Here is an 18,152-nt window from a genome sequence, read left to right on the forward strand (position 1 = left end):
GGAAAGGAAAGGGTTATGAGCACGAAAATCATCAGCCTGGTGTCCATCGGCGCCCACCCGACCTCCGGCCGGCCACGTCGCGCGGAGCAGGATGCGCGGGCGGTGGAACTGGGTCTGCAACTGGCTGGGGATAACTTGCACGTGCTGCATGCCGGCGATGTCGCAGAGCCGGCGTTGCGCGCTTATCTGGGCATGGGCCTGGAACAACTGCATGTGCTCGAACAACCGCAAGGCGCCGATGCACTGCCGGCATTGACTGCGTACCTGCGGGACGCCGGGGCGCAAGTGGTGCTGACCGGCAGTCAGGCGGAAACCGGCGAAGGCTCGGGCATGCTCCCGTTCCTGCTGGCGGAAAGCCTCGGCTGGCCGCTGGTGGTGGGGCTGGCTCAAGTGGAATCCATCGACGGTAATTCAGCGCTGGTGCTGCAAGCCTTGCCTCGCGGTCAACGCCGTCGGTTGAAAGTGCGGCTGCCGTTTCTCGCAACTGTGGATAACGCTGCACCGAAACCTCGGCAGAGCGCCTACGGCCCGGCCCGACGCGGGGTGTTGCAGGCCGATGAAGTCGAAGTGATCGATGATGAATTGTTGGCCGTCGCCACGCTGCAACCGGCCAAGCCACGTCCAAAACGTCTGAAGGTGATCAAGGCCAAGAGCGGCGCGGACCGGATGAAAGCTGCGACGGCCAAGGCCAGTGGCGGCGGTGGGCAAGTGCTCAAAGGCGTGACCGCGCAGGCCGGGGCTGAGGCGATTCTCAAGTTGCTGATCGAAGAAGGCGTCGTCCGCTAACCGAAAATCAGCACAGAACCCATGTGGGAGCGAGCCTGCTCGCGAAAGCGGTGGGTCACTCAACATCCTTGCGACTGATCAACCGCTTTCGCGAGCAGGCTCACTCCCACAGGGTGTCCGTGTCACCGACATTTATGGGGAAACAATGGCTGTAGAATTTCGTTCGGCAGTGCGCGCCGATGCGCGTGAGATTGCGCGTCTGTTTCAAATCACATCGGAGGGGGCTGCCGATTACATTTGGAGCCAACTCGCCCAGCCCGGTCAGGATCTGCTGGACGTCGGCGCCATTCGTTACGCCCGCGACGACGTGGATTTCTCCTGGCAGAACTGCCTTATCGCAGAGTCGGAGGGCCAGGTCATCGGCATGCTGCACAGTTACGTGATGCGTCACGATCCGCTGGCAGAGCCGACGACCGATCCGGTCCTGGCGCCCTACGCGAAGATGGAAATCCCCGACACCCTCTACATCTCCAGCCTGGCGTTGCATGAAGGCTGGCGCAACCTGGGCCTGGGCAAGCAATTCCTTGCCTACGCCTACGACCGTGCCAACCGGCTCGGGCTCAACGGCTTGAGCCTGATCGACTACGCCGCCAACACTGGCGCGCGTCGGTTCTATGAGCGTCATGGCTTCCGCATCGTCGACACCTGCCAGATCACGCCCCATCCGATGATTCGGGTCACGGGGGAGGCCTACCTGATGTATCGGCCATGAACATTAACCCGATGTTGCGCCAGATTCAGGTTGGCGTTTCCATCCCATACAGAAAACCCATGGTTACCCACAATCCCTGTTAGCGCTTCTGTGGATAACATGTTCGCCCTTCGCTACACACCATACAAAACAAGCCCTGCAAACCTTCGTACAAAAAACAACCAGGCTAACTTGCGGTTTTTACAGGCTTTTTCCAGAGGATAAGTTTGTCCGCTAGCCAATACTTGCCCCCAATCTCTGTTAGCGCATCTGTGGATAAGATGTTCGCTGTCCGCTACAGGCCTTATAAAACGGGCTTGTCAGGTGGCTGGTTAAAAAACGACCAAGTCAGCGGTTTTGCGCGACTAATCACCCGCAAAGCCCGATATATTGCGGTTTTCAGAGGTTTTCCACAGATCGGCGGAAGTTGCCCCCAAAGTCTGTTGGCGCTTCTGTGGATAAGGTGTTCGCCATCCGCTGCAAGCCACGTATAACGTGCCCTGCAAGCTTTAGATCAAAAAACAACCAATCGCTGTGGAAAACCGGCCTTCTGGATAAGTCACGGTTTTTCTTCGGTTTCTGTGGAGAAAGATTCCCGCCTATCCACACTTGTCCCCATTAGCTGTGGGTGGAGGTGTGGATAACTTGTTCGCCAAACCCTGAAAGCCACGTCCCGCATAGGCTTGAATGGAATAGATCAGATTTCATACAGTTCTAAGCCGCTGGCTTGACTTCGATCGGTCGCCTGTCTTCACTCACAGGTCACAAGGACCGCCGTCATTTATCCACATCTGGTTCAGGGAGAACGCGTGATGGATAGCCAGCCCGCCCCCATTTTCTTCGCAACGTGCGTGCCCCTCCCGGCGGTCTTGTTGCGCAAACGCATTCACCGCCGCGCCGCCAATCAGCGCGCTCGCCTATAGCGCCCGACCTTTCGTAGTGACACCCGCGTGCTGCCGTTGAGTTCACTCAGTGGCCAAGTACTCGTTCGCCCATCGATTGCAGGCAACCGCAGAGTTGCCCTATCTGCCTGATAGAGGAAAGTCCCATGACACGGATCGCAACGCCCATCAGCGACATCAAGGAACATTACGACGTGATCGTCATCGGCTCGGGTTACGGCGGCGGGATCGCGGCGTCGCGCCTGTCCCGCGCCGGCAAGCGGGTCTGCCTGCTGGAACGGGGCCGGGAGATACAACCCGGCGAATACCCGAACACGATGCTGGCAGCCACCGAGGAATTGCAGGTGCACGACCCGGACGGCCACATCGGTTCGCGCACCGGGTTGTTCGATCTGCACGTCAACGCCCAGCAGAACGTGGTGGTCGGTTGCGGCCTGGGCGGTACGTCGCTGATCAACGCCAACGTCGCCCTCGAACCGGAGCCCGGTGTCTTCGACGATCCGCGCTGGCCATTGGCGGTGCGCGAACATCGCGACACCTTGCTCAAGGACGGTTACGCCCGGGCGCGGGAAATGCTCAAGCCCAATCCGTATCCCAGCACTTCACCGGTGTTGCCGAAACTCGAAGCCAACAAGAAGTCGGCGGACTACCTCAAGCAAGGCGCGCATTTTTACCGGCCGCCGATCAACGTGACCTTCGACAAACTGCCGAACAACCTCAACCATGTCGGCGTTGAGCAACTGCCTTGCAACCATTGCGGCGACTGCGTCTCGGGCTGTAACAACAAGGCCAAGAACACCACGCTGATGAATTATCTGCCGGACGCCTGGAACCATGGCGCGGAGATTTTCTGCCAGGCGCAAGTGCGGCATCTGGAACGCGACGGCGATGGCTGGATTGTGCACTTCCAGTACCTGGACAGTGGCCGCGAGAAGTTCTCGGCGCCGACGCTGTTCGTCAAAGCCGACATCGTCGTGGTGTCTGCCGGCACCCTTGGCTCCACCGAAATCCTCCTGCGCTCCCGGGATAAAGGCCTGTCGATGTCCGGCCAGCTCGGCGAGAACATGAGCGGCAACGGCGACATCCTCGGCTTCGGTCACAATTGCGCACAACCGATCAATGGCATCGGTTTCGGCGCGCATCCGGCGAAGGAATTGCAGCCGGTGGGCCCGTGCATCACCTCGGTCATCGACATGCGCACCGAAGGCGACTGGCGTAGCCGCATGGTCATCGAAGAAGGATCGATCCCCGGTGCCCTCGGTCGGCCGATGGTGCCGAGCATGGCCGGGTTCGCCGAGCTGATCGGTCAGCCCACCGACGACAGTTTTACCGGCAAGTTGAAGTACAAGGAACGCGAAGCCGAAAGCTTCCTCCGTGGCCCGTATTACGGCGCGCTGCACAACATGCAGACGTACCTGATCATGAGCCACGACGACGGCAAGGGCCGGATGGTGCTGGACAGCAAGGATCAGCTGCGCATCGACTGGCCGGGCGTTGGCGAGCAGGAAAACGTCAAGATCGGCAATGAACGGCTGCACCTGAGCACCAAGGCGCTGGGCGGCATTTGGGTCGAGAACCCGATCTGGACCAAATTGCTCAAGCACAGCATCGTCTCGGTACACCCCCTGGGCGGTTGCGTCATGGGCGAGGACGCGGGGCAGGGCGTGGTCAACCACAAGGGCCAGGTGTTCAGCGGCGCCAGCGGGACTGACGTGTATGCCGGTTTGTACGTGACCGACGGCGCGGTAATTCCGACGTCCCTGGCGGTCAATCCGTTGCTGACGATTTCGGCGGTGAGCGAGCGCAACATGGGCCTGCTGGCTGCCGATCGCGGCTGGCAGATCGACTACACGCTGCCTTCGGCCCCACGCAAACAAGTGGCGCCGCCAACGCTCGGCGTGCAATTCACCGAAACCATGAAAGGCTACTTTTCCCGGGCCTTCACCGCAGCCCAAAGTACTGACCTGAAGGTTTACGAAGCGGCGGCCAAACGCGGCGAGGCAGATAACTCGCCCATCGATTTCACCCTGACCATCACCGCTAACGACCTCAATCGCATGATCAAGGAGCCGGAGCACGCCGCGACGCTGGTCGGTACGGTCAACGCCCCGAGCCTGTCGCCGCAGCCGCTGACCGCCAGCAACGGCGTGTTCAACCTGTTCGAGCAGTATCAGCAGCAGGTCGGCGTGCGCCACATGAAGTACGACATGAAACTGACCGCCGAGGACGGCAGCGACTTTTACTTCAGCGCCTTCAAAACCGTGCCCGAGGACAACGGCGTGCTGAACATCTGGCACGACACCAGCACCCTCTACGTGACGCTGTATCGCGGGCCGGACAAGACCGGCGAGGTGATCGGCAGCGGGGTGATGCACATCCATCCGACCGACTTTGCCAAGCAAATGACCACCATGAAGGTGCTCAACGCCCGCAACGAACGCGAACGCATCGAAGGCCTGGCGCGGTTCGGCAAGTTCTTCGCCGGGATTCTCTGGGAGAGCTATGGCGGCGTGTTCGCCGGCGACATCTACTTCAATCCCGACGCACCGCCACGGCTCAAACGCCCCCTGGATGCGCCGTCGCCAGTGGTGCATTTCTTCCAGACCGAAGACAACGTCGAATTGCGCCTGACCCGTTATCAGGGCGGCAGCAAAGGGCCGGTGATGCTGGTGCACGGGTTGGGCGTAGGCTCGAATATTTTCTCCACCGACACCATCCAGACCAACCTGCTGGAGTTCTTGTGCAAGCACGAGTACGACGTCTGGCTCCTGGATTTGCGGGTGAGCATCCTGCTGCCAGCGAGCAAGAAGGAATGGAACGGCGACCAGATCGCCCAGTACGACTTCAAGGCGGCCATCGCGCAGATCCGCCAGGCAACCGAGGCGGCGGACGTGCAGTGCGTGGTGCATTGCTACGGCGCGACGACCTTCTTCATGTCGTTGCTGGCCGGGCTTCAGGGCGTGCGCTCGGTGGTCTGCTCGCAGATCGCGGCGGATACGGTGGTCGCCACGGCAACCGGGCTCAAGGCCGGTTTGCACCTGCCGGGCATGCTCGACGCCATCGGCATCAAATCCCTGACGGCGTATGCCGATAACAAGGAGAACTGGTTCAACAAGCTCTACGACAAGGCGCTCAACGGCTACGCCCGGATCGAGGCCCAAGGCTACTGCACCAACCCGGTGTGCCATCGCATCACCTTCATGTACGCGTCGTTGTATCGCCACGACACCCTCAACGAAACCTTGCACGACAACCTGCACGAATTGTTTGGCGAGTCGAACATGCACACCTTCGAGCACCTGGCGCTGATCGTGCGCAAAGGCCATCTGGTGGACTTCAATGGTGACGACGTCTACATGCCGCACTTCGACCGGCTGAGCATGCCGATCTGCTTTATCAGCGGCGCGGACAACCAGTGCTACCTGCCGGAAAGCACGCTCAAGACTTATGACCGCGTGTGCAAGGTCCATGGGCCGGAGCGTTACAGCCGGCATGTGGTGCCGGGGTACGGCCATATCGATTGCATGTTCGGCAAGGACGCGGTGGTCGATGTGTACCCGATCATCCTGCAACACCTGGAGAAAACCGCCCTCGGCTAACACCGCCGGAGGCTGGAGATTTGTCGCACAACCTGTGGGAGCGAGCCTGCTCGCGAAAGCGGCGGCACAGTCAACATTGACGTTGCCTGATACACCGCTTTCGCGAGCGGGCTCGCTCCCACAGTGGACGGTGTTCAGGATTAGAAGGAAATGGATGATATGGACAGTTACATCCGCTGGTTCCAACGCTTCATCTGGCTAGGCATCGTGATGAACATGGTCTTCGCGATCCCGGCGCTTTTCGCTCCGGCGCTGCTGACCTCGATGCTCGGCATGCCACCGCAACTCTCCGATCCATGGCTTGAAAACGCCGGCATGCTGCTGGTGGGTATCAGCGTGTTCTACATGCCGTCGGGCTTCAATGCGCCGCGGTTTGTGGTGCATTCCTGGTTATGTGTGTTGTCGCGACTGATCGCCGTGGCGTTCTGGATCTACCTGATCAACACCAGCAGCCAGGCATCGGTGTTCGTGCCGATGCTGATGGGCGATCTGAGCATGTTCCTGATCCTCGGCATCCTGCTGTACCTGGGCAGCACGCCGGCCAATCGTCCGTTGGCGTTGCTCTGTGACGGCTGGCGGGAATGGCGTGCCGGCTGGGCGCTGCGCTGGCAGCGGCACAGTTTCAAGGTCGGCACGCTGATCGTGGTCCTGGTGCTGGGATTTATCGGTTACGAGACTTGGTACCAGATGCTGCGGGTGGTGCCAGCTGAGAAGTACGCCTCCGACGAAGACCACTACAAGTACGCCGCCATCGGCCTCGGCATCGAAGCACGCATCCCGTATTACCTGTTCGCCGTGCTGCCGCAGATGTGCCCCGAGAAACTGCCGAAACCCGGCGGCTATGAAGTCTTCGGTTTCCTCTTTGAGAACGGCAAGGACCTGCCCATCGGCATGGCCAAGCGGCAAATCGGCTACCCGACCGTGGAGCCGAACTGCGCCCTGTGTCACACCGGTTCCTACCGGGCCAATGCCAGCGACGTTGCCACCCCGGTGGCCACCGCCCCGGCCAATACCCTTCAACTGCAAGCCTTTCAGTGGTTCGCCTACGATTGCGCCAGCGATCCGACATTCACCACCGACGCGGTGATGACTGCGATCAACGGCAAGTTCCAACTCGGGTTTTTCGAGCGCTTGTACAACCGCTACCTCATCATTCCGATGGCCAAGAGCGCGTTGCTCAAACAGAAACAGGCCTACGCCTGGCAGAAGCTGCGCCCGCAACAGGGGCCGGGGCGCACCGACACCTTTAACCCGACGAAAATGGTGGTGTTCGGCTTCCCGGATGACTCGACCATCGGCACCGTCGACCTGCCGCAAGTGTGGAACCAGAAACCCCGGGAGTCGCTGTACTTGCACTGGGACGGCAACAACAACGATATCCATGAGCGCAACTACGCAGCGGCGATGGCCGTGGGCGCGACGCCGGAATCGGTGCTGCCGGAAAGCTTCAACCGCGTGACCAACTGGCTGCTCGGCACCAAGCCGCCCGCCTGGCCGTTCGCGCTGGACCAGGCCAAGGTCGCCCAGGGCAAACCGCTCTGGGATCAGAACTGCGCCGGTTGTCACGACTTCGGTCGCACCGACACCGGCCAGGTCACCACCCACATCGACGAACTGGGCACCGATCCCCATCGCCTGAACTCGTTCACCACGGGGTTGGTGGAGGCCTTCCACACCTTCAAGAAACCGCCATTCGACTTCAACGCCTATCGCAAGACCCAGAGCTACAGCAACACGCCGACCGATGGTGTCTGGCTGCGGGCGCCCTACCTGCATAACGGTTCGGTGCCCACGTTGTGGGATCTGCTGCAGACGCCGGAGCAGCGGCCGTCGGTGTTCTACACCGGCTCCGATGTGTACGACCAGGAAAAGGTCGGCTTCGTCACGAGCGGGGCGCAGGCCAAGGCCTCGGCAGGCTTCAAATACGACACGCGCCTGGAGGGCAACCACAACAGCGGCCACCTGTACGGCACGCAACTGTCGGACATCGATAAACGGGCGCTCATCGAGTTCATGAAAACCCTGTGATCCCACTACGGATGGAGGAATGCCAACATGTCATTAGTTACTCATTGGGAACATGAATACGACAAGGTCAAAGTTCGCGTGCATGGGCTGTTCACGCGATTGGAAATGTCCTGGAAAAAGCTCATCAGCGAGCTTGAGCCCGAGGAGTTCCAGGCCATCGTCGCCCTGTTGCAGCGTGGCCACGATCAGGCGCAATACGTGCTCAAACACGGCGATCTGCCGGTCGATCAGCCGAGCGTGCCGTGGGAGTTGTCCCACGGTTTGTCGATCCTGCACATCGGCAACGCCACGCCTTTACCGCAATCGGTCGACCAGTTGCAGACCCGGGTGCTCAAGGACGGCAGTCTGCTGGGCTGTCGCAAGTGGGAACTGCTGGATCTGTTGTGGAGCGAAGCGCTGCTCAAGTGGATCGAAAACCTGCGCCATCACGCGCCGTTCGCCACTAACCCGGCATTGATGAAGATGGACAGTGACGTGGTGCTGGCGATCGCCGGCGACTGGGGCACCGGTCCGTTCGACAGCCACGCCCCGGCGGTGGCGGTGGCCAACCAGATGCAACTGGCTCAGGCCGATTTCACTATTCACCTGGGGGATGTGTATTACGCCGGCACCCATTCCCAGGAAGACGTCGACATGGTCGGCTGGCCCATGGGCAAGCACGGCTCGTTCACCCTCAACTCCAATCACGAGATGTACAGCGGCGCCCACGGTTATTTCAAGGAACTGGCCAAGCGTTTTCCGGCGCAGCAGGGCACCAGTTATTTCGCGTTGTACAACGACGATTGGCTGGTGGTCGGGCTCGACACGGCCTATGCGTCAGACGCCATCAATCTGTACATGGACGGCACGCTGAACAAGGAGCAGATCGCCTGGATGAAAGAACTGCCCCAGCGCAAGAAGATCATGGTGCTCAGTCACCATCAGGGGTTCGATATTTCCGGGCACAACAAGACGGCGTTGTATCAGCCGGTCTGTGATGCGTTGGGTCGGGAGCCTGATTACTGGTATTGGGGGCATTTGCACAATGGCATTTGCTATGCGGCCCAGGGAGGACTGCATGCGCGTTGCGCCGGGCATGGGGCGATTCCGTATGGCAATGCCAGCGAGCTGGACGGGCATACGCGAGTGTTGTGGTCGGAAACCGAGAATGCGCGGGATGAGGCGTACCCGGATCGGGTGTTGAATGGGTATGTGAAGGTGCGGTTGGTGGGGGAGCACATCGAAGAGACGTTTATCGGGGAGGATGGCAGCGTGCGGTGGTCTTCAAGTTGATCGGGTGAATGTGAGGCCGTCATCGCGAGCAGGCTCGCTCCCACATTCGATCTTCAGCGCACCAAAGATCCCCTGTGGGAGCGAGCCAGCTCGCGATGCTTTTGCTGTTAGCCCTGAACCGGAACGCCCTTGAGGTAAGGCGCAGGCTCGGCCCCGAGGTTGCTCAACAGACGCTCGCTGTACCAGTCCACAAAGTTCACCACGCCAAACTCATAGGTCTTGGAGTAAGGCCCTGGCTGGTACGCCGTGGAGTTGATCCCGCGCTGGTTCTCTTCGGCCAGACGGCGATCCTGGTCGTTGGTGGCGTCCCAGACCTGGCGCATGCGCTCCACGTCGTAGTCCACGCCTTCAACGGCGTCCTTGTGGACGATCCACTTGGTGGTGACCATGGTTTCCTGAGCGCTGATCGGCCACACGGTGAAGACGATGATGTGATCGCCCATGCAGTGGTTCCACGAGTGCGGCAGGTGCAGGATGCGCATCGAGCCCAGGTCCGGGTTCTTGATGCGGCCCATGAGTTTGGCGCAGCCCTGTTTGCCGTCCAGGGTCATCGACACGGTGCCCTTGAGCAGCGGCATGCGCACGATGCGGTTACGCAGGCCGAAACTGGCGTGGGCGTAAGGGATCTTCTCGGCTTCCCAGGCAGCGGCGGAGGCCGCGACGTGGTCCTTGAAGGCCTGGTCGGCACGCGGGTCGGTGACGTCGTCCCATTCCAGCAGGGTTTTCAGCAGTTCCGGGTGCGACGCGTTGCAGTGGTAGCACTCGCGGTTGTTTTCCAGCACCAGCTTCCAGTTGGCCTTTTCCATCAAGGTGGTGGTAATCGCCACCTTGGTGTTTTCCATGTCATACGGTTCCATGTAATGGTTCAGCGTCGACAGGAAGTCATCAATGGCTGGCGGGTTCTCCGACAGGCTGATGAAGATGTAGCCGCCGGCGGTCTTCACGTTCACCGGTTTGAGGCCGTACTGCTTCATGTCGAAGTCGGCGCCCATTTCGGTGCCGGCGAACAGCAGGCGACCGTCCAGTTCGTAAGTCCACTGGTGGTAATGGCAGACCAGTTTGGCAACCTTGCCCTTTTCACTGGTGCACAGACGCGAGCCGCGGTGACGACAGACGTTGTGGAACGCATGGATCACGCCTTCGGCGCCGCGAATCACGATGATCGGATTCTTGCCGACTTGCAGGGTCAGGTAGTTGCCCTTGGTCGGGATTTCGCAAGCCATGCCGGCGATCAACCACTCTTTCTGGAAGATTTCCTGCATGTCGATATCAAACAGCCGCTCGTCAGAGTAAAACGGCTGCGGCAGCGAGAAAGTGCGCTCGCGCTCTTGCAGCATCTGCGCGGTGGCCTTGCGTGCGGGTTCCAGCGGATCGCCCAGGCTGATTTTTGCGGTGACGTCCATCGATTTGATCCTCAAGGCCATTCTGTGTGGCCGGCGAAAGTGGCTATGTGGCCTGTGTAACGGGGTTGGGCGGGCAGGTCCGGCGCATGAAGTTCTGATCCTGCGTTGCCGCTCCTCCCCATAGCGCGCTATGAGTCGTCGCGGCGCCTTGGCTCAGAATTTCATGCATCCGGACCTGCTCCACCCAACCCCGTTACACCGGCCACCGGTTTGCTACGCAAGGTGTAAAGATTGTGTCTTGGTATGGAGCGAGTGTGGGGCCGGCGCTGGGCAGAACCTTATCCATGGGCGACATGGCCCAATCTGTTCCCGACGCGCAACCCCCGGTAGTTGGGGGCTGGTCGCGATAAGTATGTGAATGTCGCAGATAGGTAAATGGGTGGCTCGCGCTATACGCAGAATCGCCAACATAAGGCCGACCATCGGCGGTGGAGAACAGCATGTCCAACAGCTTCCTGAATCCGGTAACCACCCAGACCTGGGCCAACGGTCGACACATCGTCCGTTGCGTCAAAGTCATCCAGGAAACCTGGGATGTGCGCACCTTCTGCTTTATGGCCGACCAGCCGATCCTGTTCTTCTTCAAGCCGGGGCAGTTCGTCACCCTGGAGCTGGAAATCGAAGGCGTGCCGATCATGCGCTCCTACACCATTTCCAGCTCGCCATCGGTGCCGTACAGCTTTTCGGTGACGATCAAGCGCGTACCGGGCGGCAAAGTCTCGAACTGGTTGCACGACACGCTGCATGAAGGTCAGGAGCTGGCGGTGCACGGGCCGGTCGGGCTGTTCAACGCCATGGACTTCACCGCGCCGAAGGTGTTGTACCTCAGCGGCGGCGTCGGCATCACGCCGGTCATGTCGATGGCGCGCTGGTTCTACGACACCAACGGCAACGTCGACATGGTGTTTATCCACAGCGCCCGCTCGCCCAAAGACATCATTTATCACCGCGAGCTGGAACACATGGCGTCGCGGATCGATAACTTCAGCCTTCACCTGATCTGCGAGAAGCATGGTCTGGGTGAGCCGTGGGCGGGTTATCGCGGTTACCTGAACCACAAGATGCTCGAACTGATGGCCCCGGACTTCATGGAGCGCGAAGTGTTCTGCTGCGGCCCGACGCCGTACATGAACGCGGTCAAGCGCATGCTCGAGACCGCCGGTTTCGACATGTCGCGTTACCACGAGGAATCCTTCGGTGCCACGCCGCCGGAAGCCCGCGCCGATGCGGTGGAACAGGCCGAAATTGCTGCCGACGCGCCGGAAGTTGATCTGGCAGACCTGCATCAAGTCGAATTTATCTCCTCCGGCAAGAGCATTCGCGTGGCCCCGGGTGAAACCGTGCATGCGGCGGCGGCCAAGCTGGGCTTGCTGATTCCGAAGGCCTGCGGCATGGGCATTTGCGGCACGTGCAAGGTATTGAAGCTGGGCGGAGAGGTCGAAATGGACCACAACGGCGGGATTACCGAGGAAGACGAAGCCGAAGGCTACATCCTGTCGTGCTGCAGCGTGCCGAAGGGCGACGTGCGCATCGAATTCTAAGCAACGCCAATCCCTTGTGGGAGCGAGCCTGCTCGCGAAGGCATACGGACATTCAACATCGTTGTTGACTGATCCGGCGCTTTCGCGAGCAGGCTCGCTCCCACAGGTTTTGTATCTTTTCTGACCGGTTGTTTTCTTCAGTCGACAAACAGGTCCGGCATCAGCGGGTCAGTGGTGTCGGGCGCGAACCGATACCGTTCAAAATCCGTCACCCCGTGCTCACTCAGAATCTCTTCATCAATCAGCAACCGCCCGGTAATGCTGCGACCGCTGCTGTCCAGAATTGCGTAAGCAGCATCGGCCATGATCGCCGGCGTTCGTGCGTGTTTGAAGGATTCCCTCGAGCCAAGCTGAAACTCGATGGCCGCCGTCGCAATCATCGTCTGCGGCCACAACGAATTGACGCTGATGCCATAACTGGCAAATTCCTCACTCATGCCCAGGGTCAGCATGCTCATGCCGTATTTGGTCACCGTGTAGGGGCTGTATTGGGCGAACCATTTCGTCGCCAGGTTCAACGGTGGCGACAGGTTAAGAATATGACCCTTGGTTTTTTTCAGATACGGCAGCGCAGCCTGGCTGCACAGCAACACGGCGCGGGTGTTGATCTGGTGCATCAGGTCGAAGCGCTTGAGCTCGATGTGTTGAACGCCGGTCAGCTTGATCGCCCCGGCGTTGTTGATCAATGCATCGATACCGCCGAAATGTTCGTGGGCTTGGGCCAGCGCCTCGCGTACCGCGAGTTCATCGCGAACATCCACCTGCAAGGCCAGCGCCTTGCCACCCGCGTCTTCAACTTCCTTGGCCACGCTGAAAATCGTGCCGGGCAGTTTGGGGTGGGGGTCGGCGCTTTTGGCGGCAATCACAATGTTGGCCCCATCCCGCGCAGCTCGCAGCGCGATCTCACGACCAATCCCACGGCTGGCACCGGTAATGAACAGGGTTTTGCCTTGTAAGGACATGCGTACGCTCCTGATTATTATTGTCTGAGCGGATAGAAGCGGCTCGCCAATCAATGTAGACCAAGAGTTTCAGGGTGAGTGATCAGGGGAGGGGGAAAGGGGTTTTGTGGCGAGGGAGCTTGCTCCCGCTGGGCTGCGAAGCGGCCCCGAATACTGAAAATGCGGTCTGTCAGGCAGACCGCATTGGCTGGTTCTACGACGGCTGCGCCGTCGAGCGGGAGCAAGCTCCCTCACCACAGGGGATCGGGTTGCTGCTTAGTGGGACATGACTTCGCGAATATCCGCCGCCAATTCAAGTACGCGCTCTTCCTCGGTATCCCACGAGCACATGAAGCGTGCGCCGCCGTTGCCGATGAAGGTGTAGAAACGCCAGCCCTTGGCCGTCAGTGCAGCGATGGCCGGCTCCGACAGTTGCAGGAACACGCCGTTGGCCTGTACCGGGAACATCAGTTCCACGCCGGGAATATCGCTGACCAGTTCTGCAAGAAGCTGCGCGCAATGGTTGGCGTGGCGGGCGTATTTGAGCCAGGCGTCGTTTTCAAGAATCCCGACCCACGGTGCCGACAGGAAACGCATTTTCGAGGCCAGTTGCCCCGCCTGTTTGCAGCGGTAGTCGAAGTCTTCGGCCAGTTTGTGGTTGAAGAACAGAATCGCTTCACCCACCGCCATGCCGTTTTTCGTGCCGCCGAAGCACAACACATCGACGCCGGCTTTCCAGGTCAGGTCGGCCGGGGAGCAGCCGAGGAATGCGCAGGCGTTGGAGAAGCGCGCGCCGTCCATGTGCAGGTTCAGGCCCAGCTCTTTGCAGGTGGCGCTGATGGCGCGGATTTCTTCCGGGGTGTAGACGCTGCCGACTTCGGTGGCCTGGGTCAGGGTCACGACGCGGGGTTTCGGGTAGTGGATGTCCTGGCGCTTGAGGGCGACTTCGCGGATCGATTCCGGGGTCAGCTTGCCGTTTTCAGTACGGGCAATGAGCAACTTGGAACCGTTGGAGAAGAATTCCGGCGCGCCGCACTCGTCGGTTTCGACGTGGGCGGTTTCCGAGCAGATCACGCTGTGGTAACTCTGGCACAGCGACGACAGGGCCAGCGAGTTGGCCGCGGTGCCGTTGAAGGCGAAAAACACTTCGCAGTCGGTTTCGAACAGTTTGCGGAAATCATCGGACGCGCGTGCGGTCCATTCATCGTCGCCGTAAGCGCGTTGGTGGCCGTGGTTGGCCTGTTCCATGGCAGCCCAGGCTTCAGGGCAGATACCGGAATAGTTGTCGCTGGCGAATTGTTGGCTCTTATCGGTCATGGCCCTGCTTTCCGTGGTCGAGACGCTTATGGTGAAGCGCCTCGTGGTCAATGATGGTGCGCACTTTACCGAAGATCATCCGGCGAGCACACGGGATGCGTCTGACAGAACACTACAAAGACGACGGGCAATTATGCACATGACGCAAAGGGATGGGGCACTGGATCTGCTCAAGTGGCTGGCGCTATTGAGCATGGTGCTCGATCACCTGCGATATGTCGGTTACTCCGTCGATCTGCTGTATGTGCCGGGACGGCTGGCGTTTCCGTGGTTCTGCCTGGCGATGGCGGCCAACCTTGCGCGCACTGGTGCCACGACGACCGACGGCCAGTGGCGTTACCTGGGCTGGTTGCTGTTGTTCAGCGCCCTGAGCGAAATTCCCTACCGGATGTACATTCCCGATCCCGACACCTTGAACGTGTTGCCTACGCTGGCGCTGGGATTGCTGGTGGCCCGTGGCTGGCAGGATCGACGCCTGCAATCACGACTGCTCGCGGTGGTCGCGCTGGCGCTGGCGGCGCTGTTCCCGCAGTGGCTGATGTTTGGATTCTTCGGGGTGCTGCTGCCGCTGGCGACGTTGCTGGTGATCCGCCGGCCCTGGTATTTCAGCCTGCTGCCGGGGTTGGTGTGCCTGGCGGCGAATCAATGGGAGGTGCTGTTTTACTCCGCGCGGATCGGCAACCGTGCAGCCTTCCTCGGCATTGCCGCTTGTCTGATTGCGCCATTGCTCGGGTTGTTCCTGTTGCGACATACCCGGCATTTCCAGCCGCCGCCAATGCGGCGTTGGGCGTATGCCTTGTATCCGCTGCATTTTTTGCTTCTGTTACTCGTCCGCCAAATCGCCTCATAACCCTGTGGGAGCGAGCCTGCTCGCGATAGCGGAGTGTCAGACGACATCAATGTTGCTGATATACCGCTATCGCGAGCAGGCTCGCTCCCACAGGGATCACCGGGGTTTGGAGGTCGTGTTCGGCATGCCATTTCCCGCCATGTCGTAAACGCACCTTTGCGTGGCGTCCGTAGGCATTTGGCCTGTCTGCGCCGGTCATACCATCGCATCAAAGGGCACTGTCGAAACACCGGTGCCTTACCGAGACGAATGGCGCATAGATGCCGCTGGGAGAGACGCGATGTTCAGCAAGCAAGACCAGATCCAGGGTTACGACGATGCACTGCTGGCGGCGATGAATGCCGAGGAGCAACGCCAGGAAGATCACATCGAGCTGATCGCGTCAGAGAACTACACCAGCAAACGCGTCATGGAAGCGCAAGGCAGCGGCCTGACCAACAAATACGCCGAAGGCTATCCGGGCAAGCGCTACTACGGTGGCTGCGAGCACGTCGATAAAGTTGAAGCGCTGGCCATCGAACGCGCCAAGCAACTGTTCGGTGCCGACTATGCCAACGTCCAGCCGCACTCCGGCTCTTCGGCCAACAGTGCTGTGTATCTGGCCCTGATCCAGCCGGGCGACACCATCCTCGGCATGAGCCTGGCCCACGGTGGTCACCTGACCCACGGCGCCAAAGTGTCGTCCTCGGGCAAGCTGTACAACGCCGTGCAGTACGGCATCGACACCAAAACCGGGCTGATCGACTACGACGAAGTCGAGCGCCTGGCGGTCGAATGCAAACCGAAGATGATCGTTGCCGGCTTCTCGGCTTACTCCAAGACCCTCGACTTCCCACGTTTCCGTCAGATCGCCGACAAGGTCGGTGCGCTGCTGTTCGTCGACATGGCCCACGTGGCCGGTCTGGTCGCTGCTGGCCTGTATCCGAATCCGCTGCCGTACGCCGACGTGGTCACCACCACCACCCACAAGACCCTGCGCGGTCCGCGTGGCGGCCTGATCCTGTGCAAGTCCAACGAAGAAATCGAGAAAAAGCTCAACGCTGCGGTATTCCCCGGCGCACAGGGCGGCCCGCTGATGCACGTCATCGCCGGTAAAGCCGTGTGCTTCAAGGAAGCGCTGGAGCCTGGTTTCAAGGTTTACCAGCAACAAGTGATCGATAACGCCCAGGCCATGGCCGGCGTGTTTATCAAACGCGGCTACGATGTAGTGTCCGGCGGCACCGATAACCACCTGTTCCTGGTCAGCCTGATCCGTCAGGGCCTCACCGGCAAAGAGGCGGATGCAGCACTCGGTCGCGCCCACATCACCGTCAACAAGAACGCTGTCCCGAACGATCCACAGTCGCCGTTCGTGACCTCCGGCCTGCGCATCGGCACCCCGGCGGTGACCACGCGCGGCTTCAAGGTGACCCAGTGCGTGGAACTGGCCGGCTGGATCTGCGACATCCTCGACAACCTCGGCGACGCCGACGTGGAAGCGAATGTTGCCCAGCAAGTGTCGGCCCTGTGCGCGGACTTCCCGGTTTATCGCTGAGCGCGGTTTTGGAGTAAATGACTATGCAACGCTACTCGGGCTTCGGCCTCTTCAAACACTCCCTCAGCCATCACGAAAACTGGCAGAAAATGTGGCGCACGCCGACCCCTAAAAAGGTCTATGACGTGGTCATCGTCGGCGGTGGCGGGCATGGTCTCGCCACGGCTTACTACCTGGCCAAAGAGCACGGCATCACCAACGTGGCCGTGGTCGAGAAAGGCTGGCTGGGCGGCGGTAACACCGCGCGCAACACCACCATCGTTCGCTCCAACTACCTGTGGGACGAGTCGGCGCACCTGTACGAACACGCGATGAAATTGTGGGAAGGCCTGTCCCAGGATCTGAACTACAACGTCATGTTCTCCCAGCGCGGCGTTTACAACCTGTGCCACACCCTGCAAGACATCCGTGATTCCGAGCGTCGGGTCAGCGCCAACCGCCTCAACGGCGTCGACGGCGAACTGCTCGATGCCAAGCAAGTGGCCGACGAAATTCCGTACCTCGACTGCTCCAAGAACACCCGCTACCCGGTGATGGGCGCAACCGTTCAGCGCCGCGGCGGCGTGGCCCGTCACGATGCCGTGGCGTGGGGCTTTGCCCGTGCCGCTGACGCACTGGGCGTGGACCTGATCCAGCAGACCGAAGTGATCGGCTTCCGCAAGGAAAACGGCGTGTGCATCGGCGTTGAAACCAACAAAGGCTTCATCGGCGCCAAGCGCGTCGGCGTGGTGACCGCCGGTAACTCCGGGCACATGGCCAAGCTGGCCGGTTTCCGCCTGCCGATCGAATCCCACCCGCTGCAAGCGCTGGTGTCCGAGCCGATCAAGCCGATTATCGACAGTGTGATCATGTCCAACGCCGTACACGGTTACATCAGCCAGTCCGACAAGGGCGACCTGGTGATCGGCGCCGGTATCGACGGCTACAACGGCTACGGCCAGCGTGGTTCTTACCCGGTGATCGAGCACACCATCCAGGCCATCGTCGAGATGTTCCCGGTGTTGTCCCGCGTGCGCATGAACCGGCAGTGGGGCGGCATCGTCGACACCACACCGGATGCCTGCCCGATCATCTCGAAAACCCCGGTCCCGAACATGTTCTTCAACTGCGGTTGGGGCACCGGCGGCTTCAAGGCCACACCTGGCTCGGGCAACGTGTTTGCCGCGAGTCTGGCCAAGGGTGAAATGCACCCATTGGCCGCACCTTTCTCCATCGACCGTTTCCACAACGGTGCGTTGATCGATGAACACGGCGCTGCTGCGGTTGCCCACTAACAGGAGAAATCCCC

At 60.4% G+C, this 18,152-nt stretch carries 12 protein-coding genes; 9 read left to right on the forward strand and 3 right to left on the reverse strand.

Translation table 11 applies throughout. The features are described 5' to 3' along the window. Positions 1-15: 15 nt before the first annotated feature. The 5 genes from etfB (at position 16) to FHL16_RS01745 (ending at position 9,278) form a co-directional block, all read left to right on the forward strand. Positions 16-786 carry an electron transfer flavoprotein subunit beta gene (gene etfB, locus FHL16_RS01725; RefSeq protein WP_010467008.1) on the forward strand — a complete coding sequence of 257 codons (771 nt, stop codon included), beginning with the start codon at positions 16-18 and terminating at the stop codon, positions 784-786. A gap of 145 nt (positions 787-931) precedes the next feature. Beyond that, positions 932-1,498, forward strand: coding sequence for a GNAT family N-acetyltransferase (locus FHL16_RS01730; RefSeq protein WP_077747268.1), 567 nt, complete (start codon positions 932-934; stop codon positions 1,496-1,498). Between the two features lie 1,027 nt (positions 1,499-2,525). Next, positions 2,526-5,978, forward strand: coding sequence for a GMC family oxidoreductase N-terminal domain-containing protein (locus FHL16_RS01735; protein WP_077747269.1), 3,453 nt, complete (start codon positions 2,526-2,528; stop codon positions 5,976-5,978). Between the two features lie 159 nt (positions 5,979-6,137). Beyond that, positions 6,138-8,006: a c-type cytochrome gene (locus FHL16_RS01740; RefSeq protein ID WP_077747270.1), complete on the forward strand. Its 1,869-nt coding sequence runs from the start codon at positions 6,138-6,140 to the stop codon at positions 8,004-8,006. A 27-nt stretch (positions 8,007-8,033) separates the two neighbouring features. Then, a complete protein-coding gene (locus FHL16_RS01745; protein ID WP_077747271.1) occupies positions 8,034-9,278 on the forward strand; it encodes a metallophosphoesterase family protein in 1,245 nt (414 codons plus the stop codon). 107 nt (positions 9,279-9,385) lie between these two features. Here the strand turns inward: FHL16_RS01745 and gbcA are convergent, their stop codons facing one another. Then, on the reverse strand, positions 9,386-10,681 hold the full coding sequence (gene gbcA / locus FHL16_RS01750) for a glycine-betaine demethylase subunit GbcA (protein WP_010467026.1): 1,296 nt from the start codon (positions 10,679-10,681) through the stop codon (positions 9,386-9,388). Positions 10,682-11,121: 440 nt separating this feature from the next. Here gbcA and gbcB point away from each other — a divergent pair, with 440 nt between their 5' ends. Next, positions 11,122-12,222 (forward strand): glycine-betaine demethylase subunit GbcB, encoded by a 1,101-nt coding sequence (gene gbcB / locus FHL16_RS01760; protein WP_010467027.1) that lies wholly within the window; start codon positions 11,122-11,124, stop codon positions 12,220-12,222. 137 nt (positions 12,223-12,359) lie between these two features. Here gbcB and FHL16_RS01765 read toward each other — a convergent pair whose 3' ends face one another. Continuing rightward, complete coding sequence (locus tag FHL16_RS01765; RefSeq protein ID WP_077747272.1) at positions 12,360-13,184, reverse strand: SDR family oxidoreductase; 825 nt, start codon at positions 13,182-13,184, stop codon at positions 12,360-12,362. A gap of 255 nt (positions 13,185-13,439) precedes the next feature. Beyond that, complete coding sequence (locus FHL16_RS01770) at positions 13,440-14,480, reverse strand: threonine aldolase family protein (protein ID WP_077747273.1); 1,041 nt, start codon at positions 14,478-14,480, stop codon at positions 13,440-13,442. A 133-nt stretch (positions 14,481-14,613) separates the two neighbouring features. Between FHL16_RS01770 and FHL16_RS01775 the strand changes: the two genes are divergently transcribed. The 3 genes from FHL16_RS01775 to FHL16_RS01785 all read left to right on the forward strand — a co-directional run bounded on the left by FHL16_RS01775 (position 14,614) and on the right by FHL16_RS01785 (position 18,138). Beyond that, complete coding sequence (locus FHL16_RS01775; RefSeq protein ID WP_077747274.1) at positions 14,614-15,330, forward strand: TraX family protein; 717 nt, start codon at positions 14,614-14,616, stop codon at positions 15,328-15,330. Between the two features lie 280 nt (positions 15,331-15,610). Beyond that, positions 15,611-16,864 carry a serine hydroxymethyltransferase gene (gene glyA, locus FHL16_RS01780; protein WP_010467035.1) on the forward strand — a complete coding sequence of 418 codons (1,254 nt, stop codon included), beginning with the start codon at positions 15,611-15,613 and terminating at the stop codon, positions 16,862-16,864. Between the two features lie 23 nt (positions 16,865-16,887). After that, positions 16,888-18,138, forward strand: a complete 1,251-nt coding sequence (locus FHL16_RS01785; RefSeq protein WP_007947735.1) for a sarcosine oxidase subunit beta — start codon at positions 16,888-16,890, stop codon at positions 18,136-18,138. Positions 18,139-18,152: the final 14 nt, after the last annotated feature.

It is taken from the genome of Pseudomonas sp. FSL W5-0299, from assembly GCF_005930655.1.
In the GTDB taxonomy this organism is placed as follows: domain Bacteria; phylum Pseudomonadota; class Gammaproteobacteria; order Pseudomonadales; family Pseudomonadaceae; genus Aquipseudomonas; species Aquipseudomonas mandelii.

What these genes read in the sequence shown, in the direction of transcription:
- etfB (WP_010467008.1), top strand. Translation starts at nt 16, where the DNA reads ATGAGCACGAAAATCATCAGCCTGGTGTCCATCGGCGCCCACCCGACC.
- FHL16_RS01730 (WP_077747268.1), top strand. Translation starts at nt 932, where the DNA reads ATGGCTGTAGAATTTCGTTCGGCAGTGCGCGCCGATGCGCGTGAGATT.
- FHL16_RS01735 (WP_077747269.1), top strand. Translation starts at nt 2,526, where the DNA reads ATGACACGGATCGCAACGCCCATCAGCGACATCAAGGAACATTACGAC.
- FHL16_RS01740 (WP_077747270.1), top strand. Translation starts at nt 6,138, where the DNA reads ATGGACAGTTACATCCGCTGGTTCCAACGCTTCATCTGGCTAGGCATC.
- FHL16_RS01745 (WP_077747271.1), top strand. Translation starts at nt 8,034, where the DNA reads ATGTCATTAGTTACTCATTGGGAACATGAATACGACAAGGTCAAAGTT.
- gbcA (WP_010467026.1), bottom strand. Translation starts at nt 10,681, where the DNA reads ATGGACGTCACCGCAAAAATCAGCCTGGGCGATCCGCTGGAACCCGCA.
- gbcB (WP_010467027.1), top strand. Translation starts at nt 11,122, where the DNA reads ATGTCCAACAGCTTCCTGAATCCGGTAACCACCCAGACCTGGGCCAAC.
- FHL16_RS01765 (WP_077747272.1), bottom strand. Translation starts at nt 13,184, where the DNA reads ATGTCCTTACAAGGCAAAACCCTGTTCATTACCGGTGCCAGCCGTGGG.
- FHL16_RS01770 (WP_077747273.1), bottom strand. Translation starts at nt 14,480, where the DNA reads ATGACCGATAAGAGCCAACAATTCGCCAGCGACAACTATTCCGGTATC.
- FHL16_RS01775 (WP_077747274.1), top strand. Translation starts at nt 14,614, where the DNA reads ATGCACATGACGCAAAGGGATGGGGCACTGGATCTGCTCAAGTGGCTG.
- glyA (WP_010467035.1), top strand. Translation starts at nt 15,611, where the DNA reads ATGTTCAGCAAGCAAGACCAGATCCAGGGTTACGACGATGCACTGCTG.
- FHL16_RS01785 (WP_007947735.1), top strand. Translation starts at nt 16,888, where the DNA reads ATGCAACGCTACTCGGGCTTCGGCCTCTTCAAACACTCCCTCAGCCAT.